Annotated in this window: 15 protein-coding genes; 14 read left to right on the top strand and 1 reads right to left on the bottom strand. The window is 47.9% G+C overall.

Annotation, left to right across the window (positions count from 1 at the left end; translation table 11 throughout):
• Together ACXAD6_RS16250 and icmF are read left to right on the top strand one after the other, a co-directional pair.
• The gene (locus ACXAD6_RS16250) at nucleotides 1-636 is read left to right on the top strand and encodes a TetR/AcrR family transcriptional regulator (protein WP_474969772.1); all 636 of its coding nucleotides are present in this window, start codon (nucleotides 1-3) and stop codon (nucleotides 634-636) included.
• A 49-nt stretch (nucleotides 637-685) separates the two neighbouring features.
• Nucleotides 686-3,934: a fused isobutyryl-CoA mutase/GTPase IcmF gene (gene icmF, locus ACXAD6_RS16245; protein WP_474969771.1), complete on the top strand. Its 3,249-nt coding sequence runs from the start codon at nucleotides 686-688 to the stop codon at nucleotides 3,932-3,934.
• Nucleotides 3,935-4,016: 82 nt separating this feature from the next.
• Here icmF and ACXAD6_RS16240 read toward each other — a convergent pair whose 3' ends face one another.
• A complete protein-coding gene (locus ACXAD6_RS16240) occupies nucleotides 4,017-4,331 on the bottom strand; it encodes a hypothetical protein (RefSeq protein ID WP_474969770.1) in 315 nt (104 codons plus the stop codon).
• Nucleotides 4,332-4,588: 257 nt separating this feature from the next.
• Between ACXAD6_RS16240 and rpoE the strand changes: the two genes are divergently transcribed.
• The 12 genes from rpoE (at nucleotide 4,589) to prfA (ending at nucleotide 16,186) form a co-directional block, all read left to right on the top strand.
• On the top strand, nucleotides 4,589-5,122 hold the full coding sequence (rpoE, locus tag ACXAD6_RS16235; RefSeq protein WP_474969769.1) for a DNA-directed RNA polymerase subunit delta: 534 nt from the start codon (nucleotides 4,589-4,591) through the stop codon (nucleotides 5,120-5,122).
• Between the two features lie 179 nt (nucleotides 5,123-5,301).
• A complete protein-coding gene (locus tag ACXAD6_RS16230; RefSeq protein WP_474969768.1) occupies nucleotides 5,302-6,906 on the top strand; it encodes a CTP synthase in 1,605 nt (534 codons plus the stop codon).
• Nucleotides 6,907-7,136: 230 nt separating this feature from the next.
• Complete coding sequence (locus tag ACXAD6_RS16225) at nucleotides 7,137-7,508, top strand: response regulator (protein WP_474969767.1); 372 nt, start codon at nucleotides 7,137-7,139, stop codon at nucleotides 7,506-7,508.
• Between the two features lie 158 nt (nucleotides 7,509-7,666).
• A complete protein-coding gene (gene fba / locus ACXAD6_RS16220) occupies nucleotides 7,667-8,530 on the top strand; it encodes a class II fructose-1,6-bisphosphate aldolase (RefSeq protein ID WP_474969766.1) in 864 nt (287 codons plus the stop codon).
• Nucleotides 8,531-8,654: 124 nt separating this feature from the next.
• Nucleotides 8,655-9,296 carry a fructose-6-phosphate aldolase gene (gene fsa, locus ACXAD6_RS16215; RefSeq protein ID WP_027954708.1) on the top strand — a complete coding sequence of 214 codons (642 nt, stop codon included), beginning with the start codon at nucleotides 8,655-8,657 and terminating at the stop codon, nucleotides 9,294-9,296.
• A gap of 66 nt (nucleotides 9,297-9,362) precedes the next feature.
• Entirely contained in the window at nucleotides 9,363-10,649 is a 1,287-nt protein-coding gene (locus ACXAD6_RS16210) for a UDP-N-acetylglucosamine 1-carboxyvinyltransferase (protein ID WP_027954709.1), read from the top strand.
• Between the two features lie 473 nt (nucleotides 10,650-11,122).
• Nucleotides 11,123-12,409 (top strand): transcription termination factor Rho, encoded by a 1,287-nt coding sequence (gene rho, locus ACXAD6_RS16205; RefSeq protein ID WP_474969765.1) that lies wholly within the window; start codon nucleotides 11,123-11,125, stop codon nucleotides 12,407-12,409.
• 203 nt (nucleotides 12,410-12,612) lie between these two features.
• Complete coding sequence (locus tag ACXAD6_RS16200) at nucleotides 12,613-12,858, top strand: type B 50S ribosomal protein L31 (RefSeq protein ID WP_008632303.1); 246 nt, start codon at nucleotides 12,613-12,615, stop codon at nucleotides 12,856-12,858.
• A gap of 286 nt (nucleotides 12,859-13,144) precedes the next feature.
• Nucleotides 13,145-13,759 carry a thymidine kinase gene (locus tag ACXAD6_RS16195; RefSeq protein WP_474970445.1) on the top strand — a complete coding sequence of 205 codons (615 nt, stop codon included), beginning with the start codon at nucleotides 13,145-13,147 and terminating at the stop codon, nucleotides 13,757-13,759.
• 438 nt (nucleotides 13,760-14,197) lie between these two features.
• Nucleotides 14,198-14,479 carry a four-helix bundle copper-binding protein gene (locus ACXAD6_RS16190; protein WP_474969764.1) on the top strand — a complete coding sequence of 94 codons (282 nt, stop codon included), beginning with the start codon at nucleotides 14,198-14,200 and terminating at the stop codon, nucleotides 14,477-14,479.
• A gap of 114 nt (nucleotides 14,480-14,593) precedes the next feature.
• Complete coding sequence (locus ACXAD6_RS16185; protein WP_474969763.1) at nucleotides 14,594-14,998, top strand: hypothetical protein; 405 nt, start codon at nucleotides 14,594-14,596, stop codon at nucleotides 14,996-14,998.
• A gap of 117 nt (nucleotides 14,999-15,115) precedes the next feature.
• Nucleotides 15,116-16,186 carry a peptide chain release factor 1 gene (prfA, locus tag ACXAD6_RS16180; RefSeq protein ID WP_027954715.1) on the top strand — a complete coding sequence of 357 codons (1,071 nt, stop codon included), beginning with the start codon at nucleotides 15,116-15,118 and terminating at the stop codon, nucleotides 16,184-16,186.

Genomic DNA, 16,186 nt, shown 5'->3' with positions numbered 1-16,186 from the left:
GTGACAGATCAGCAGGTACCATCCACCATCAAAGACGAAGCATTGATTGTGAAGCGGCGGAATCAGATGATCAAGGGTGCCGTCACGCTGTTTATGGAAAAGGGATTTCATAAAACGACGACACGGGAGATCGCCAAAGCTTCCGGTTTCAGTATTGGAACCTTATACGAGTACATCCGCAAGAAGGAGGATGTATTGTTTCTTGTCTGTGATTCTATTTATCAGCGTGTAAAAGAAAGAATGGAAGCTTCGATCGACCCGGAACAGACAACCGTCAAAAGTCTGATTCAGGCGGTCCGATCGTATTTTCAATTGATGGACGATATGCAGGATGAGGTTCTGGTGATGTATCAGGAAGTGAAATCGCTGTCACGGGAAGCTCAGGAATATGTCCTGCAGAAAGAGCGTGACATGGTCGCCATGCTGGAGCAGGTCATCATCAACAGTCTCCCGGGCGAGTACGCGGAAGCGGAAGTACGCTTAATGGCCAACAATATTTTTGTGCAGGGACAGATGTGGGGATTCAGGCGTTGGATTCTGCAGCGTAATTTTACGATTGAAACGTATACCGATACCCAGATCCATCTGCTTTTAAGAGGACTGGGGAAAGAGACAGAAGGAATTACAGCCGGCTGACAGCGCGGGGCATGCGTAGCAGCAGCTGAAAAAGAAAGGAAGAGCGGAAATGGAACAACCGATAATCTATAAGCCGAAAAATCCTGTTCGATTCGTAACGGCTTCCAGTCTTTTTGATGGTCATGATGCTTCCATAAATATCATGAGGAGAATTCTTCAATCGACCGGTGCGGAAGTGATCCATCTCGGTCATAACCGTTCTGTCGAAGATGTAGTCAACGCCGCCATCCAGGAAGACGCCCAGGGCATTGCCATCTCATCCTATCAAGGCGGACATGTAGAATATTTCAAATATATGGTCGACCTTTTGAATGAAAAAGGGGCGGGACACATCCGTGTCTATGGCGGAGGAGGCGGTGTGATTATTCCGAGAGAGATCAAGGAGCTTCACGAGTATGGTGTGGCCCGGGTATTTTCTCCAGAAGACGGCCGTTCACTCGGCCTGCAGGGGATGATCAATAAGATGATGGAGGAATGTGATTTTCTCCCGCCACTGGATGTGGAAAAAGGGGTGGCCGATTTATCTGAAGGGAGCCACCAGGCGATCGCCCGCTTCATTACCTACGTAGAAAACACATCCAAGGAAGAACGCGAGGCCGTAGCTGCCTTTGAAACAGCAGTTGAGAAAACGCAGGATAAAACGATCCCGGTTCTTGGAATCACCGGTACAGGGGGAGCAGGAAAAAGTTCGTTAACCGATGAACTGATCCGCCGCTTTATTCATGAAGTCCCGGAGAAGAAAATCGCTGTTCTGTCGGTCGACCCGACGAAGAAGAAAACAGGCGGCGCTCTGCTTGGGGACCGGATCCGGATGAATGCGATTTTCCATCCCCGTGTCTATATGAGGTCCATGGCGACAAGGGAGGCCCGTTCAGAATTGTCTACGGCAGTGGAAGAAGCCATCCAGGTCGTTAAAGCCGCTGGTGTAGACTTCATTATTGTCGAAACGAGCGGGATCGGACAGGGGGATGCCGCTGTAACAGATATTACGGACTTGTCCATGTATGTAATGACCGCGGAGTTCGGGGCACCTTCCCAGCTCGAAAAAATCGACATGATTGATTTTGCTGACTTCATCGTCATTAATAAGTTCGAGCAGAAGGGTTCGGAAGATGCTTTTAATCAGGTGAAAAAGCAGTATCAGCGCAGCCATATGCTGTTTCATGAAGATGACAGCCGCTTTCCTGTCTTTGGGACCATTGCCAGCCAGTTCAATGACCCGGGCACCAATACATTGTTCGCCGCTCTCCTTGAGACGTTGAACGAAACCTATGCCTGGGAGGATGAGACTTCTTATTCTTCACTGAACCAAAAAGCGGAAAAGCAGAATGTGATTATACCGAATGAAAGAAAGCAGTATCTGCGGGATATTTCCATGGCAGTCCGCCATTATCATAAGCGCACCGATACACAGGCGGAAGCGGCGAGTAAGCTTTATCAGCTTCAGGGAACCCTCGATATGGTGGAGGATGAGGGTGTGAGAGAGAACCTCCGCCGCTTAATGGAAGATTATGAACGGACCATCGACCGTCATGACCTCGGCAAACTGGAAGATTGGGATGGTCTTCATGAACGTTACAGCGGGGATACCTATACATTTAAAGTGAGAAACAAAGACATTACAATGGACCTCACAACCGAAAGTCTGAGCGGAACGAAAATCCCGAAAGTCGCCCTGCCGCACTACAAAGACTGGGGAGACCGGTTAACGTGGCTTCTTCAGGAAAATGTTCCAGGAGCTTTCCCATTTACAGCCGGCGTTTTCCCGTTCAAGCGGAAGGGAGAGGATCCGAAGCGCCAGTTTGCCGGAGAAGGAACGCCGGAGCGGACGAACCGCCGCTTTCATTATTTATCCGAAGGTGATGATGCGAAACGGCTGAGTACGGCCTTTGATTCTGTCACCCTTTACGGGGAGGACCCCGATGAACGGCCGGATATATACGGGAAAGTCGGCGAGAGCGGAGTGAATATCTGCACGCTTCAAGATATGAAAAAGCTGTATGACGGGTTTGACCTTGTCGATCCAACGACGTCGGTATCGATGACGATTAACGGACCGGCTCCGATTATTCTGGCGATGTTCTTCAACACAGCCGTTGACCAGCAGCTTGCCAAGTTTAAGAAGGAAGAAGAACGGGAGCCGACAGCTGAAGAAGCACAAAAGATAAAAGAGGAAACGATCCATGTCGTCCGCGGCACCGTGCAGGCAGATATTCTGAAAGAGGACCAGGGACAGAATACATGCATTTTCTCTACAGAATTTGCCTTGCGGATGATGGGGGATATTCAGCAGTATTTCATTGACCATCAAGTCCGCAACTATTATTCCGTTTCCATATCCGGCTATCATATTGCCGAAGCAGGGGCCAACCCGATTACACAGCTGGCCTTCACTCTTGCGAACGGCTTTACTTATGTGGAATATTATTTGAGCCGGGGGATGGACATCAACAAGTTCGCACCCAATTTATCCTTTTTCTTCTCCAACGGACTGGATCCGGAGTACACCGTACTCGGACGCGTAGCGAGACGGATCTGGGCAGTGGTGATGCGGGATAAATACGGTGCTGATGAGCGGAGTCAGAAGCTGAAGTATCACATTCAGACATCCGGACGCTCGCTCCATGCCCAGGAAATAGACTTTAATGACATCCGGACGACGCTGCAGGCATTGATTGCGATTCAGGATAATTGTAATTCCCTGCACACCAACTCCTATGATGAAGCCATTACAACGCCGACCGAAGAGTCGGTGAGAAGGGCCATGGCGATTCAAATGATCATCAGCAAGGAGTTCGGCCTCACGAAAAATGAAAACTCCCTGCAGGGGGCGTACATTATAAGGGAATTGACTGACCTTGTGGAAGAAGCAGTTCTCCAGGAGTTCGAACGGATCAACGACCGTGGTGGTGTGCTGGGTGCGATGGAGCGCCAGTATCAACGGGGGAAAATTCAGGAAGAGTCGTTGTATTATGAAGGGAAGAAGCATTCAGGTGAACTGCCGATCATCGGAGTGAACACGTACTTGAATCCAAATCCTCCTTCTGAAGAAGAAATCGATTCGATGGAGCTCGCCCGTGCTTCGAAAGAAGAGAAGAATCATCAGATTACAGAACTGCGCCGTTTCCAGCAGTCGAATGAACGGACGGCTGCTGAGGCTCTGCATCGGCTGAAGCAGACGGCCGCCGGCGGTGGAAACATTTTTGCTGAGCTGATGGAAACCGTCAAAGTGGCCAGCCTCGGCCAGATTACGAACGCCCTCTATGAAGTAGGGGGGCAGTATAGAAGGAACATGTAGGCTGTTCTGAAAGATAAAACCCGTCCTGTGATTTGGAAATCTCCTCACAGGACGGGTTTTACATAAGTTTAGACGCATCGTTTTAGTGGCCGCCCACCTGATCGTCATCGTGGGCCTGGTTCACTTCTGTCACATACGGTTTTTTCATGCCGTACCATTCATACGTAATGTTGTAGGTTCCTCCTTCTTCAAGGAGCATCCAAGTGCTCGTATCCTTGACAGATACTTTCTTCTCATCAATCGTGACATAATAGCCTTCATCATTATGGACTTTCTTCGTCACTTCTGCTTCCTCGAGGTGTTCGGAGTGGATGATTCCGAAGCTTGAGTAGAGCCAGACTCCAACAGCGGCAGCAGTCAGAATGATGGCTGTCCAGTTAAAAGGGCGGTTTTCCATTGATCGTCTCTCCTTACATAGAGCATTCTCCTTTTTATTTTAAAGGATATCTCCAGGAACACAAAGGCTTATGTTTGTTTTCTATTTTTCAGCACAAGGTTTACTTTCATGCAGCTTTGGCTAGAAAAGTAAAGAAGAGGCAGACTCTATTTGATTTTTGTACAGGCACCTCATATAATGGATGGTATGATTAAATGTGATTCGTATGCCCATGAAGTCATTAATTCTATTTTGTCTAGATAAAGGAGTGCTGAATCGTGAGCGTAAAAGAACTCAGCCCACAGAAGATTGAAGAAATTTCCATGATCGAACTGGCGACCATGATATTGGAAGAGGAGCGCGAAGCCATTGATTTCAATGAAATCTTTAACCGGATTTCAAAAATGAAAGGTTTCACAAAAGCGCAGAATGAAGAGTACATTTCCCAGTTCTACACAGATATGAACATTGACGGCCGTTTCATGACGATCGGGACGAACCGTTGGGGCTTGAAAAAGTGGTACCCTGTAGAGCAGATGGAAGAAGAAATCGCCAACCTGCCTCAGAAACGCAAAAAGAAGAAGAAAAAGAAAAAACCTTCCAAGGTGCTTGAAGATGAGCTTGGGCAGGATGGATACAACGATGAAGATGAGAATCTCGAGGATGATCTTGAGCTTACTGATGAAGACCTTGACCTTGATGATGACGATGATTACGATGGTGATTATGAAGAGGATGACCTGGATGAAGAAGAGGAAGAAATTGTGGAAGATGACCTCAGCTTCGTTGGAGATGACGATGAAGATAAATAAGGAGGTTGACTTTCAAAAGTCATATCAGTAAAATCTTATTTGGGCTCTTTAATTTCCTTGAACGGAATCCAAACGCTCCCCGGCAATGACGGGGAGCGTTTTTTGTTTTTACATCCCCTTATCAAATTGAAGCTTTAGTAAATAACTAATTAATACAAATAGAGAAAGAGGGATTTGACGTGGCAACAAAATACATTTTTGTAACAGGCGGAGTGGTGTCATCTCTAGGAAAAGGGATTACAGCTGCTTCATTAGGACGATTATTGAAAAACAGAGGCTTGAAAGTAACCATCCAGAAATTTGATCCATACATCAACGTAGACCCGGGTACGATGAGCCCGTACCAGCACGGGGAAGTTTTCGTTACAGATGACGGCGCTGAAACCGATTTGGACCTTGGTCACTACGAGCGCTTCATCGATATCAATTTGAACAAATTCAGTAACGTGACAACAGGGAAAGTCTACTCCACCGTTATTAAAAAAGAACGCCGCGGCGACTACCTCGGCGGAACCGTTCAGGTTATTCCGCACATTACGAATGAAATCAAAGACCGTGTATTCCGTGCCGGTCATGAGACGAATGCAGATGTCGTCATCACAGAAATCGGCGGAACCGTCGGGGATATCGAATCCCTGCCATTCCTTGAGGCGATCCGCCAGATCAAGAGCGATATCGGACGCGAGCACGTCATGTACCTGCATTGTACATTGGTACCTTACTTGAAAGCGGCCGGTGAAATGAAGACAAAACCGACCCAGCACAGTGTGAAAGAGCTGCGCTCTCTCGGCATTCAGCCGGATGCGATTGTCCTTCGTACAGAGATGGAAATTTCCGAAGACATGAAGGAGAAAATTGCCCTGTTCTGTGACATCAACAAGGAAGCGGTCATTGAAATGGCGGATGCTGATACGCTTTACAATGTTCCGATCAACCTTCAGGAGCAGAAACTTGACCAGCTGACATGCGACCACTTCGGTCTGGACTGTGCACCGGCCGATATGACCGAATGGAATAAGCTCATTGATCGTGTGAAAAACCTGCAGCACAAGACGACAATTGCGCTTGTCGGTAAGTATGTAGAACTTCCGGATGCGTATATTTCCGTTGTAGAGGCCCTGAAACACGCAGGATACAGCTACGATTCCGATGTCGAAGTGAAATGGGTCAATTCAGAAGGGCTGAATGCGGCCAACGTGGAAGCTGAACTGAACGGTGTAGACGGCATCCTTGTTCCAGGCGGATTCGGGGACCGTGGCATCGAAGGCAAAATCGACGCCATCCGGTATGCACGCGAAAACCGCATCCCATTCCTCGGCATTTGTCTGGGGATGCAGCTGGCAACAGTTGAATTTGCCCGTAACGTTCTCGGTCTTGAAGGAGCGCATTCGGCAGAAATCGATCCATCTACCGCGCATCCGATCATTGATCTTCTTCCTGAGCAGAAAGAGGTATCTGATCTTGGAGGGACGCTGAGACTGGGCATTTACCCGTCCCGCCTCAAAGAAGGGTCCAAAGCATTGGAAGCCTACGGGGAAGAAGTCGTCTATGAGCGTCACCGCCACCGTTTTGAGTTTAACAACCATTACCGTGAACAGATGGAAGCAGCCGGCTTCAAGTTCTCAGGAACAAGCCCTGACGGCCGTCTTGTTGAGATTATCGAAGTGGAAGATCATCCTTGGTTCGTGGCGAGCCAGTTCCACCCGGAATTCAAATCACGCCCGACTCGTCCGCAGGAGTTGTTCTACGGCTTTATCGGAGCAGCTATGAAAACTTACCAATAAAAGAGCTGGAAAGAAAGGCTGGAGCGGGGGACCGCGCCAGCCTTTCTTGTTCAAAAAACTTCTGACAGAAGAGGCTTTTTCATGTCAGGGAGAAGAATGATGTCGAATTCCAGTTTGATTCCAGAAAATATGACAACGCATCCATTTGTAGGCAGGAAATGACAGGGGGCGCCTCGAAACTAAAGGAATGAGAGAAAAAGTACACGATCATGGAAAGGGAGGGAGAAAGAATGACGAATAAAATCCTGATTGTCGATGATCAGCCGGGGATCCGGTTACTGCTTGAAGAAATTCTGAAAGCAGAAGGCCATGAGACCATTTCGGCTAAAACAGGTAAAGAAGCGTGCCAGGTGGTGAAGGAAGAGAACCTTGACCTTATCATCATGGATTATAATCTTCCTGTCATGCATGGAAGAGACGTTCTCCAATTTCTTGAGGAAATGAACGATTCTTCTCCAGTTATGATTATCACAGGGGATTCGGAGGAATCAGTAAGAAAGGACATCGATTTCCATTTTGTCACGCATATCATAACAAAACCTTTTGATATCCATAACTTGAAGGAAATGGTAAATGGGACGCTTGTTCACAGCCGTTCATGACTTTTTTCTTAATGTAAGCGTTATATAATCCTCCTATTGTTGCACCATAAGAAGGGTATTGGTATTCTATTACTGTAACCAAACTTGCATGGTGTGTTTTCGTATGGAAACAGACTTGTAAATAGGGAAAGCACGTTATTCAAAGGAGGATATCTTTCATGCCACTAGTATCAATGAAAGAAATGCTGGAAAAAGCGAAGGAAGAACGCTACGGTGTAGGTCAGTTCAACCTTAATAACCTAGAATATGCCCAGGCCATCCTGCAGGCTGCAGAAGAAGAGCAGTCTCCGGTCATCCTTGGTGTTTCTGAAGGTGCCGGACGTTACATGGGCGGCTTCAACGTAGTCGTTGACATGGTGAAGGCCCTTATGAAAGCCTACGGTACAACTGTACCGGTTGCGATTCACCTTGACCACGGTTCCAGCTTCGAAAAATGTGCAGAAGCGATCCACGCCGGATTTACTTCTGTCATGATCGATGCTTCTCACGATCCATTGGAAGAGAACATCGCTGTAACGCAAAAAGTTGTTGAGCTTGCTCACATCCACGGCGTATCTGTTGAAGCAGAACTTGGCCGTGTAGGTGGTCAGGAAGATGACTTGATCGTAGACGATGCTGAAGCTGCCTACGCGATCCCTTCTGAGTGTAAGCAATTGGTAGACGAAACAAATGTTGACGTATTTGCGCCGGCACTTGGTTCTGTCCACGGCCCTTACAAAGGTGAACCGAACCTTGGCTTTGACCGCATGGAAGAAATCATGGGACTTGTAGACAAGCCGCTTGTTCTTCACGGTGGTACAGGAATCCCGACGGCTGACATTAAGAAAGCTATTTCTTTCGGTACAGCTAAAATTAACGTGAACACTGAAAACCAGATCGCACAAGGGAAAGCCGTACGTCAAGTTCTTGCTGACCAGCCTGAACAGTACGACCCTCGTAAATATCTTGGACCAGGCCGTGACGCAATCAAAGAAACGGTTATCGGCAAGATGCGCGAATTCGGTTCTTCCAACAAAGCGTAAGAACCTCTGTATCAAGGAAGCCGCTACCCCTGTAGCGGTTTCCTTTTAAGCATGAATGAAAACGCAATCATTCGACATTTTTCATGGTTGAGCATCCAACACAAAGGGAAGAGGAGTGGAGATTATGAAATTTTTCATCGATACAGCCAATATTGAGGATATCCGCGAAGCCAATGCTCTCGGCATTCTTGCAGGTGTGACGACAAACCCGAGTCTCGTCGCCAAGGAAGGCGTTTCTTTTCACGACCGCTTAAGAGAGATTACGGCAGAAGTAGCCGGATCTGTCAGCGCGGAGGTCATTTCTGAAGACGCAGAAGGAATGATTGGGGAAGGGAAGGAACTTGCAGCCATTGCGCCGAATATTACCGTAAAGGTTCCCATGACAATGGAAGGGTTGAAAGCTGTAAAAGCATTCAGTGACTTGAATATCAAGACAAACGTCACGCTTGTGTTTTCAGCCAATCAGGCGCTGATGGCAGCCAGAGCAGGCGCTTCCTACGTTTCACCATTCCTCGGCCGTCTTGATGATATTGGCCAGAACGGCATGGAATTAGTCGCTCAAATCTCAGAAATCTTCGATCGTCATGCGATTGATACAGAAATCATCGCTGCTTCGGTCCGCCATCCGGTTCATATCACGGAAGCGGCCCTGCATGGTGCGCACATTGCAACGGTTCCTTTTAAGGTGCTGAATCAAATCGTGAAGCATCCTTTGACGGATCAGGGAATCGAAAAATTCCTGAATGACTGGAACAACCAAAAATAATGTGTGATTTGGTAAAAATTGCACATAATAAGTGAAAATCTTGACCTTTAAAGCGAGGAGTTTTCCATGCGTAAACTATTAGTAAAAGGCGGGGCCCCGCTGCGGGGACAGGTAAGGGTGAGCGGCGCCAAAAACAGTGCGGTTGCTCTTCTTCCAGCTGCGATTTTAGCTGAATCCCCTGTAACGATTGAAGGCCTGCCGGATATATCGGATGTTGGTATTTTGGCTGATCTTCTGGAAGAGATCGGTGGCACGGTGGCAAAGGAAGGCAGAACCGTACATATCGATCCGTCCAATATGGTGGACATGCCGCTCCCGAACGGGAAGGTGAAAAAACTTCGGGCTTCCTATTATTTCATGGGAGCTATGCTCGGCCGTTTCAATAAAGCGGTCATCGGGCTTCCCGGCGGCTGTCACCTGGGCCCGCGTCCGATCGACCAGCACATCAAGGGTTTCGAGGCTCTTGGGGCGGAAGTGACGAACGAACAGGGCGCCATTTATCTAAGAGCGAAAGAACTTCGAGGCGCACGTATTTATCTCGATGTAGTCAGTGTTGGAGCGACTATCAATATTATGCTTGCTGCCGTCAGGGCAAAAGGGAAAACCGTCATTGAAAATGCCGCAAAAGAGCCGGAAATCATTGATGTGGCCACCCTGTTGACGAGCATGGGCGCCAAAATCAAAGGTGCGGGTACAGATGTCATCCGCATCGAAGGGGTGCAGGAACTGCAGGGATGTCTGCATACGATTATCCCCGACCGGATTGAGGCCGGTACCTACACCATTATGGCAGCAGCCCAGGGAGACGGGATGGTCATTGATAACGTCATTCCCCAGCATCTCGAGTCCCTGCTTGCCAAGCTCAGGGAAATGGGCGTGACCATTGAAGAAAATGATGAGCAGCTGTACGTACGTCCCGGGAAACAACTAAGAAGTGTGGATATCAAGACACTCGTTTATCCAGGGTTTGCGACAGACCTTCAACAGCCGTTCACTTCCCTGCTTACACAGACACAAGGGACGGGTGTTGTCACCGATACGATCTATCAGGCCCGCTTCAAGCACGTGGATGAGCTCAGACGAATGAATGCCTCCATAAAAGTGGAGGGGGGATCAGCGATTGTGACCGGTCCTTCCAAGCTTCAGGGCGCGAAGGTGAAAGCCACCGATCTAAGAGCTGGTGCCGCTCTAGTGATTGCCGGTTTAATGGCAGATGGAATTACAGAAATCACCGGAGTAGATCATATCGAACGAGGGTATGAAAATATAACCAATAAGCTGATTGATCTGGGCGCCGACGTCTGGTATGAGGAAATGTCGGAAGAGGAAATCGAACAGTTCCAAAACTCTTAAGTTTTCACCTGGGGCGTTATTCTCCAGAGGGACTGCAGGAGAACCGCCTCCCGTGTGTCGTACGCGCTGTGGGTGGGAAGGAGAGGAAGAGGGAGCCGGAAATGGCGGCTTCCTTTTCCTTTTCCTATCCTCACAGCATCTTCTGAAAAAATAACATTGAAACTCTTGAGTGACAGGAGTACAATGAATGTTGTTTATGAGTTAGAAGGATCATGTCACTTGCTTCTTTAGGCTTCTTTTTTTTACTTCACTTAACTTCTCCTTTTTCTTCTTTGCAAGTATTCACTTTGAGAAGTCGTTGACTCCGTTCACATTTAATTCCAAGAACCTATAAATTGGGTCCATCCATACCTTGATTGGGTTCAGGGTCGGAAAGGGCCTATTGATGCAGATGGTGACCCATGAACGCCCGGTCCTTTAGTGGGACAGGTACGTGTATCCAAGCGATAAGAAATGAAAAGAGTGGTGATTACGTGGCAGATTTAACAATCTCCAATTTAGAAACATTGACCTTAAAGGACCTTTATACAAAAGCCAGGCAGTATAAAGTTTCTTATTATGCAAAGCTGACGAAGCGTGAATTGATTTTTGCCATTCTGAAAGCTCAGGCAGAAAAAGACGGCTTTTTGTTTATGGATGGCATTCTGGAAATCATTCCTTCTGAAGGCTTCGGTTTCCTGCGTCCGATTAATTATTCTCCAAGTGCAGAGGACATTTATATTTCTGCCTCCCAGATCCGTCGTTTTGACCTGCGTAACGGGGATAAGGTGTCCGGAAAAGTCCGTCCGCCGAAAGAAAACGAAAGATATTATGGGCTGCTTCACGTAGATGCGGTCAACGGGGAGGACCCGGATTCCGCCAAGGAGCGTGTCCACTTCCCGGCATTGACACCGCTTTATCCTGACAGACATATGAAACTGGAGACGGAAACGAAAAAGCTTTCCACAAGAATTATGGATTTGATGGCTCCCGTGGGTTATGGACAGCGTGGCTTAATTGTTGCTCCTCCTAAAGCAGGGAAAACGATGCTGCTGAAGCAGATGGCAAACAGTATTTCCACCAATCACCCCGATGCAAAGCTGATTATTCTGTTAGTCGATGAGCGTCCGGAAGAGGTGACGGATATCGAACGGTCCGTTGCCCCGGATGTGGATGTCGTCAGTTCGACCTTTGATGAAGTCCCGGAAAACCATATCAAAGTGTCGGAGCTGGTACTGGAAAGGGCGATGCGCCTTGTGGAACACAAGCGTGATGTGATTGTGCTGATGGACAGCATCACCCGTCTTGCCCGGGCGTACAACCTGGTCATCCCGCCAAGTGGCCGGACATTATCCGGTGGTATTGACCCGGCTGCCTTCCATCGTCCGAAGCGTTTCTTCGGCGCTGCACGGAATATTGAAGAAGGTGGAAGTCTGACGATTCTAGCCACGGCGCTTGTTGATACAGGCTCCCGGATGGATGATGTCATTTATGAAGAGTTCAAGGGCACAGGGAACATGGAGCTGCATCTTGACCGCAGTCTGGCAGAACGCCGGATTTTCCCTGCTATTGATATTGTAAGGTCCGGTACGAGGAAAGAAGAGCTTCTTCTTCCGCAGACCCAGCTGGATAAAGTCTGGGCCATCCGGAAAACGATGTCCGATTCCCATGATTTTGCTGACCGGTTCCTCCGTCGACTCCGTGCGTCGAAAAACAACGACGAATTTTTCGATCTGATGGACAAGGATATGAAAGGCAAAGCTTCACCGGCGCGCCGCTGATCCCTCCGCCGGGCTTTTGGCGGGCCTGTGGGTGGAAACAACACCTTCTCTGACCATTCATAAAAACTGGTTGTTGCATTGGGGTCTCCCCCCTGTTATAATCTTTCTATGTGAGTTTCAGTACAAGGTGTATGTTGAACCTTCGACGGCTCTTACAATAACTCTGTCTCTCAAGGATTCAGGGCAAAAAGGAGTGGAAGAACATGAAAGCAGGAATTCATCCAGAATACCGTAAAGTCGTATTCCTAGACACAAGTTCTAATTTCAAGTTTCTAACAGGATCTACTAAGACTTCTGAAGAAACGATCGAGTGGGAAGATGGAAACACTTACCCATTGATCCGTGTAGAGATTAGTTCTGCGTCTCACCCGTTCTACACAGGTAAGCAGAAAGCTGACAAAGCTGGCGGCCGTGTGGATCGCTTCAAGAAGAAATATAACCTTTCATAATTATGATCCACCTTCTACGGAAGGGGACATCATCATTTTGAACAAAAACAGGCAAATTGTCTCAAAGGTTTGCCTGTTTTTTTGTCAAAAAAATGCGGGAAAAGAGGTTCAAAAGACTGAACAGCTGCTTCCCGGGGAAGTATGAATATTAGGGAGCTGTCCTTGGTGTTTGAGCCGCGGTGGGATCCGGGGCTGCCGAGGAAGCTCTTTTTTGATGAGATACAGGATAAACGAAACAATTTTGCTGGATTGAGCTTGATTGATGGAGAAGGGAGCGACAGTGGACGTGTATGTGATGAAACAGAGCGGATGGGTTGAACTGATCTGCGGAAGCATGTTCAGTGGAAAATCAGAAGAGCTGATCCGCAGGGTAAGACGGGCAACCTTTGGAAACTTGAATGTGCGCGTGTACAAACCTGCGATCGATGACCGTTATAAGGAAGATGCTGTAGTTTCCCATAATGGGACTTCAGTGACGGCGCGGCCGGTAAAAAACTCTTTGGATATTCTGCAGCAGGTCACGGATGAGATGGATGTTGTAGGGATTGACGAAGTACAGTTTTTTGACGAACATATCGTAGAAGTAGTCGAATGCCTCGCAGACAAAGGCATACGCGTCATCGTCGCTGGTTTGGATACGGACTTCAGGGGAGAACCTTTCGGTAAGATGCCTGAGCTGATGGCTCTGAGTGAAAGTGTGACAAAATTGAACGCGATCTGCCCGGTCTGCGGATCGCCCGCAAGCCGTACGCAGCGTTTGATTGATGGGGAACCGGCCTCTTATGACGATCCGGTTATTCTGGTGGGAGCGTCAGAATCCTACGAGCCGCGCTGCCGTCATCATCATGAAGTGCCGAACAAACCCAGGCAGAAGGAAATAAAAGCCGCTTATGCGGAGTAACCTGTTTTAAAAACAGCCGGTCTTGGTGCCGGCTGTTTTTTTATGCTTGGCTCTGTTATTGCTTGGTGTTGTTATGTAACATGTGAGCTCAGATCACCCCTTTCTGTTATGGGATTTGTAGGAGGCGGCCTTGGGAATGACTCCCTTTCCACGGGGTATCGTGAGCTTCCTCAAACTTCGTTCCCCGCGGAAAGCGGACGGTTTTCCCTGCCAACCCATGCTCTGAGTAAATAGCGGACCGGACCCCTGATTCCAGACGGAAACGATTTAGTAATCGTTTAAAATATCAACAACAGATTTTAACAGAGCTTTATGCTTAAAACGGACTGGGTGTGCTTCGATGTGCTGACGAAGGTTTTTCATCGGCGTGGATGTGGTATTCTATGGAAAAGCAGAGGATTCCTATCTTCTTTATCCCTCGGAAAAGGAGTGGAAAAAATGAAAACAAGCGCATATCTTATGGAGAAATCCAATTTGTTGGAAGAATCCATGAACGCCTATAAATATGCGGTGGAAGTGGTTCGAAAAAACAGTCCTTTGAGCCGCGATTTAGCTCAATCGTGTGCGGAAGTGTGCCGTTCCTGTGCCGACGAGTGTCTGAAACTCGGGGACAGCCGATCCGGCAGGACATATAAGATGTGCCTTGATTATGCGGAATTGTGTGAAGAGCTGGAATATCACATTCAGGAGGACCCCCGCCGGTTAAGGAAACTTGTGTAACAGCAGGCCATCGATGTCCTGCTTGTTTCAGCATGTTGAAAGCTGCACGGAACCTTATTACATACCCTCACCTCTTCTGGTCATACTAGGCCTAAAAGGATAAGAGGTGATACCTTGAAACAGCACGTATTGATACCAGCCGCTGTGCTGTGCCTGCTTGCTGCCGGCTGTGGGACACAAGTGGAAAAATATCAGGGGCAGACGAGCCGTGACGATGTAGAGAATATGGGAATGAACAATGAAGTGACCATGGAAGATGAGAACCCGCGATCCGTAAATAAAGTCGGTCACACATGGGGACTGAAACAGGATCGCGAGTTGATCAAGACAGCCGCCCAGCAGCTGGAAGGGGTGGCGGTTAAACGTGTCATCATGGAGGCGGACCAGGTTTGGGTGACCGTTGATATAGCTGGTGAAGAGGACATGTCAGAGGAAGAACGGGAAGAGTGGAAAGACCAGGTTGGTGAAGCGGTTTACAAAGCAGTCCCCCGTTATGATATCCATGTCAAAATAAAGTGACGTCTGTGGACCGGCCCCGTATTGGTGCCGGTTTTGTTTGGTGGTTTTCCGGGGTTGTTGTATCTCCAGGCGCTCTATAATATAATTAGACTGTTATGGAGAAAGAGGTGCATACCATTGATCGAACGTTTACAAACATTAGAAGATCGTTATGAAAAATTGAATGAATTACTTAGTGATCCTGAAATAATTTCTGATACGAATAAACTGCGCGAGTATTCCAAAGAACAGTCCGGATTGCAGGATACCGTGACTGCCTATCGTGAATATAAAGAAGTGACCGAGCAGCTGGATGATGCAAAAGCGATGCTTGACGACAAAATGGATGCGGATATGGTGGAAATGGTCAAAGAAGAAATTCATGAACTTTCCACACGCAAACAAGATCTTGAAGAGCGCTTGAAAGTCCTTATGCTTCCGAAAGACCCGAACGATGACAAGAACGTTATCATGGAAGTGCGCGGCGCAGCCGGTGGGGATGAAGCGGCTCTATTTGCTGGTGACCTTTACCGCATGTACGCACGCTATGCAGAGGCTCAGGGGTGGAAGACAGAAGTCATTGAAGCAAATGCAAGTGATGTCGGCGGTTATAAAGAAATTATCTTTATGGTGTCCGGAAACATGGCCTTTTCCAAGCTGAAGTTCGAGAACGGCGCTCACCGCGTGCAGCGTGTACCTGAAACGGAATCAGGCGGACGTATTCATACTTCTACCGCGACTGTCGTAGTTATGCCTGAAGCAGAAGAAGTCGAAGTAGAGTTGCACGATAAAGATATCCGAGTCGATACGTTTGCTTCAAGTGGTCCAGGAGGGCAAAGTGTCAACACGACCATGTCCGCCGTACGTCTGACTCACGAACCAACAGGAACTGTTGTATCTTGTCAGGATGAAAAATCACAAATCAAGAACAAAGAGAAGGCGATGAAAGTTCTTCGTGCTCGTGTTTATGATAAATTCCAACAGGAAGCACAAGCAGAATACGATGAAAACCGTAAATCTGCTGTAGGTACAGGAGACCGCTCCGAGCGTATCCGTACGTATAACTTCCCGCAAACACGTGTGACGGATCACCGCATCGGTTTGACGTTACAGAAGCTTGACCAGATTCTTCAGGGAAACATGGATGAAATCATTGATGCCCTGTTGATCGAAGAGCAGACGAAAAAAATGGAACAGCTTGGTGAATAG

It is taken from the genome of Halobacillus sp. ABH2_015, assembly GCF_056158945.1.
Note: the sequence above shows the minus strand (reverse complement) of the source record. Positions and strands in the feature narration are given on the sequence as shown.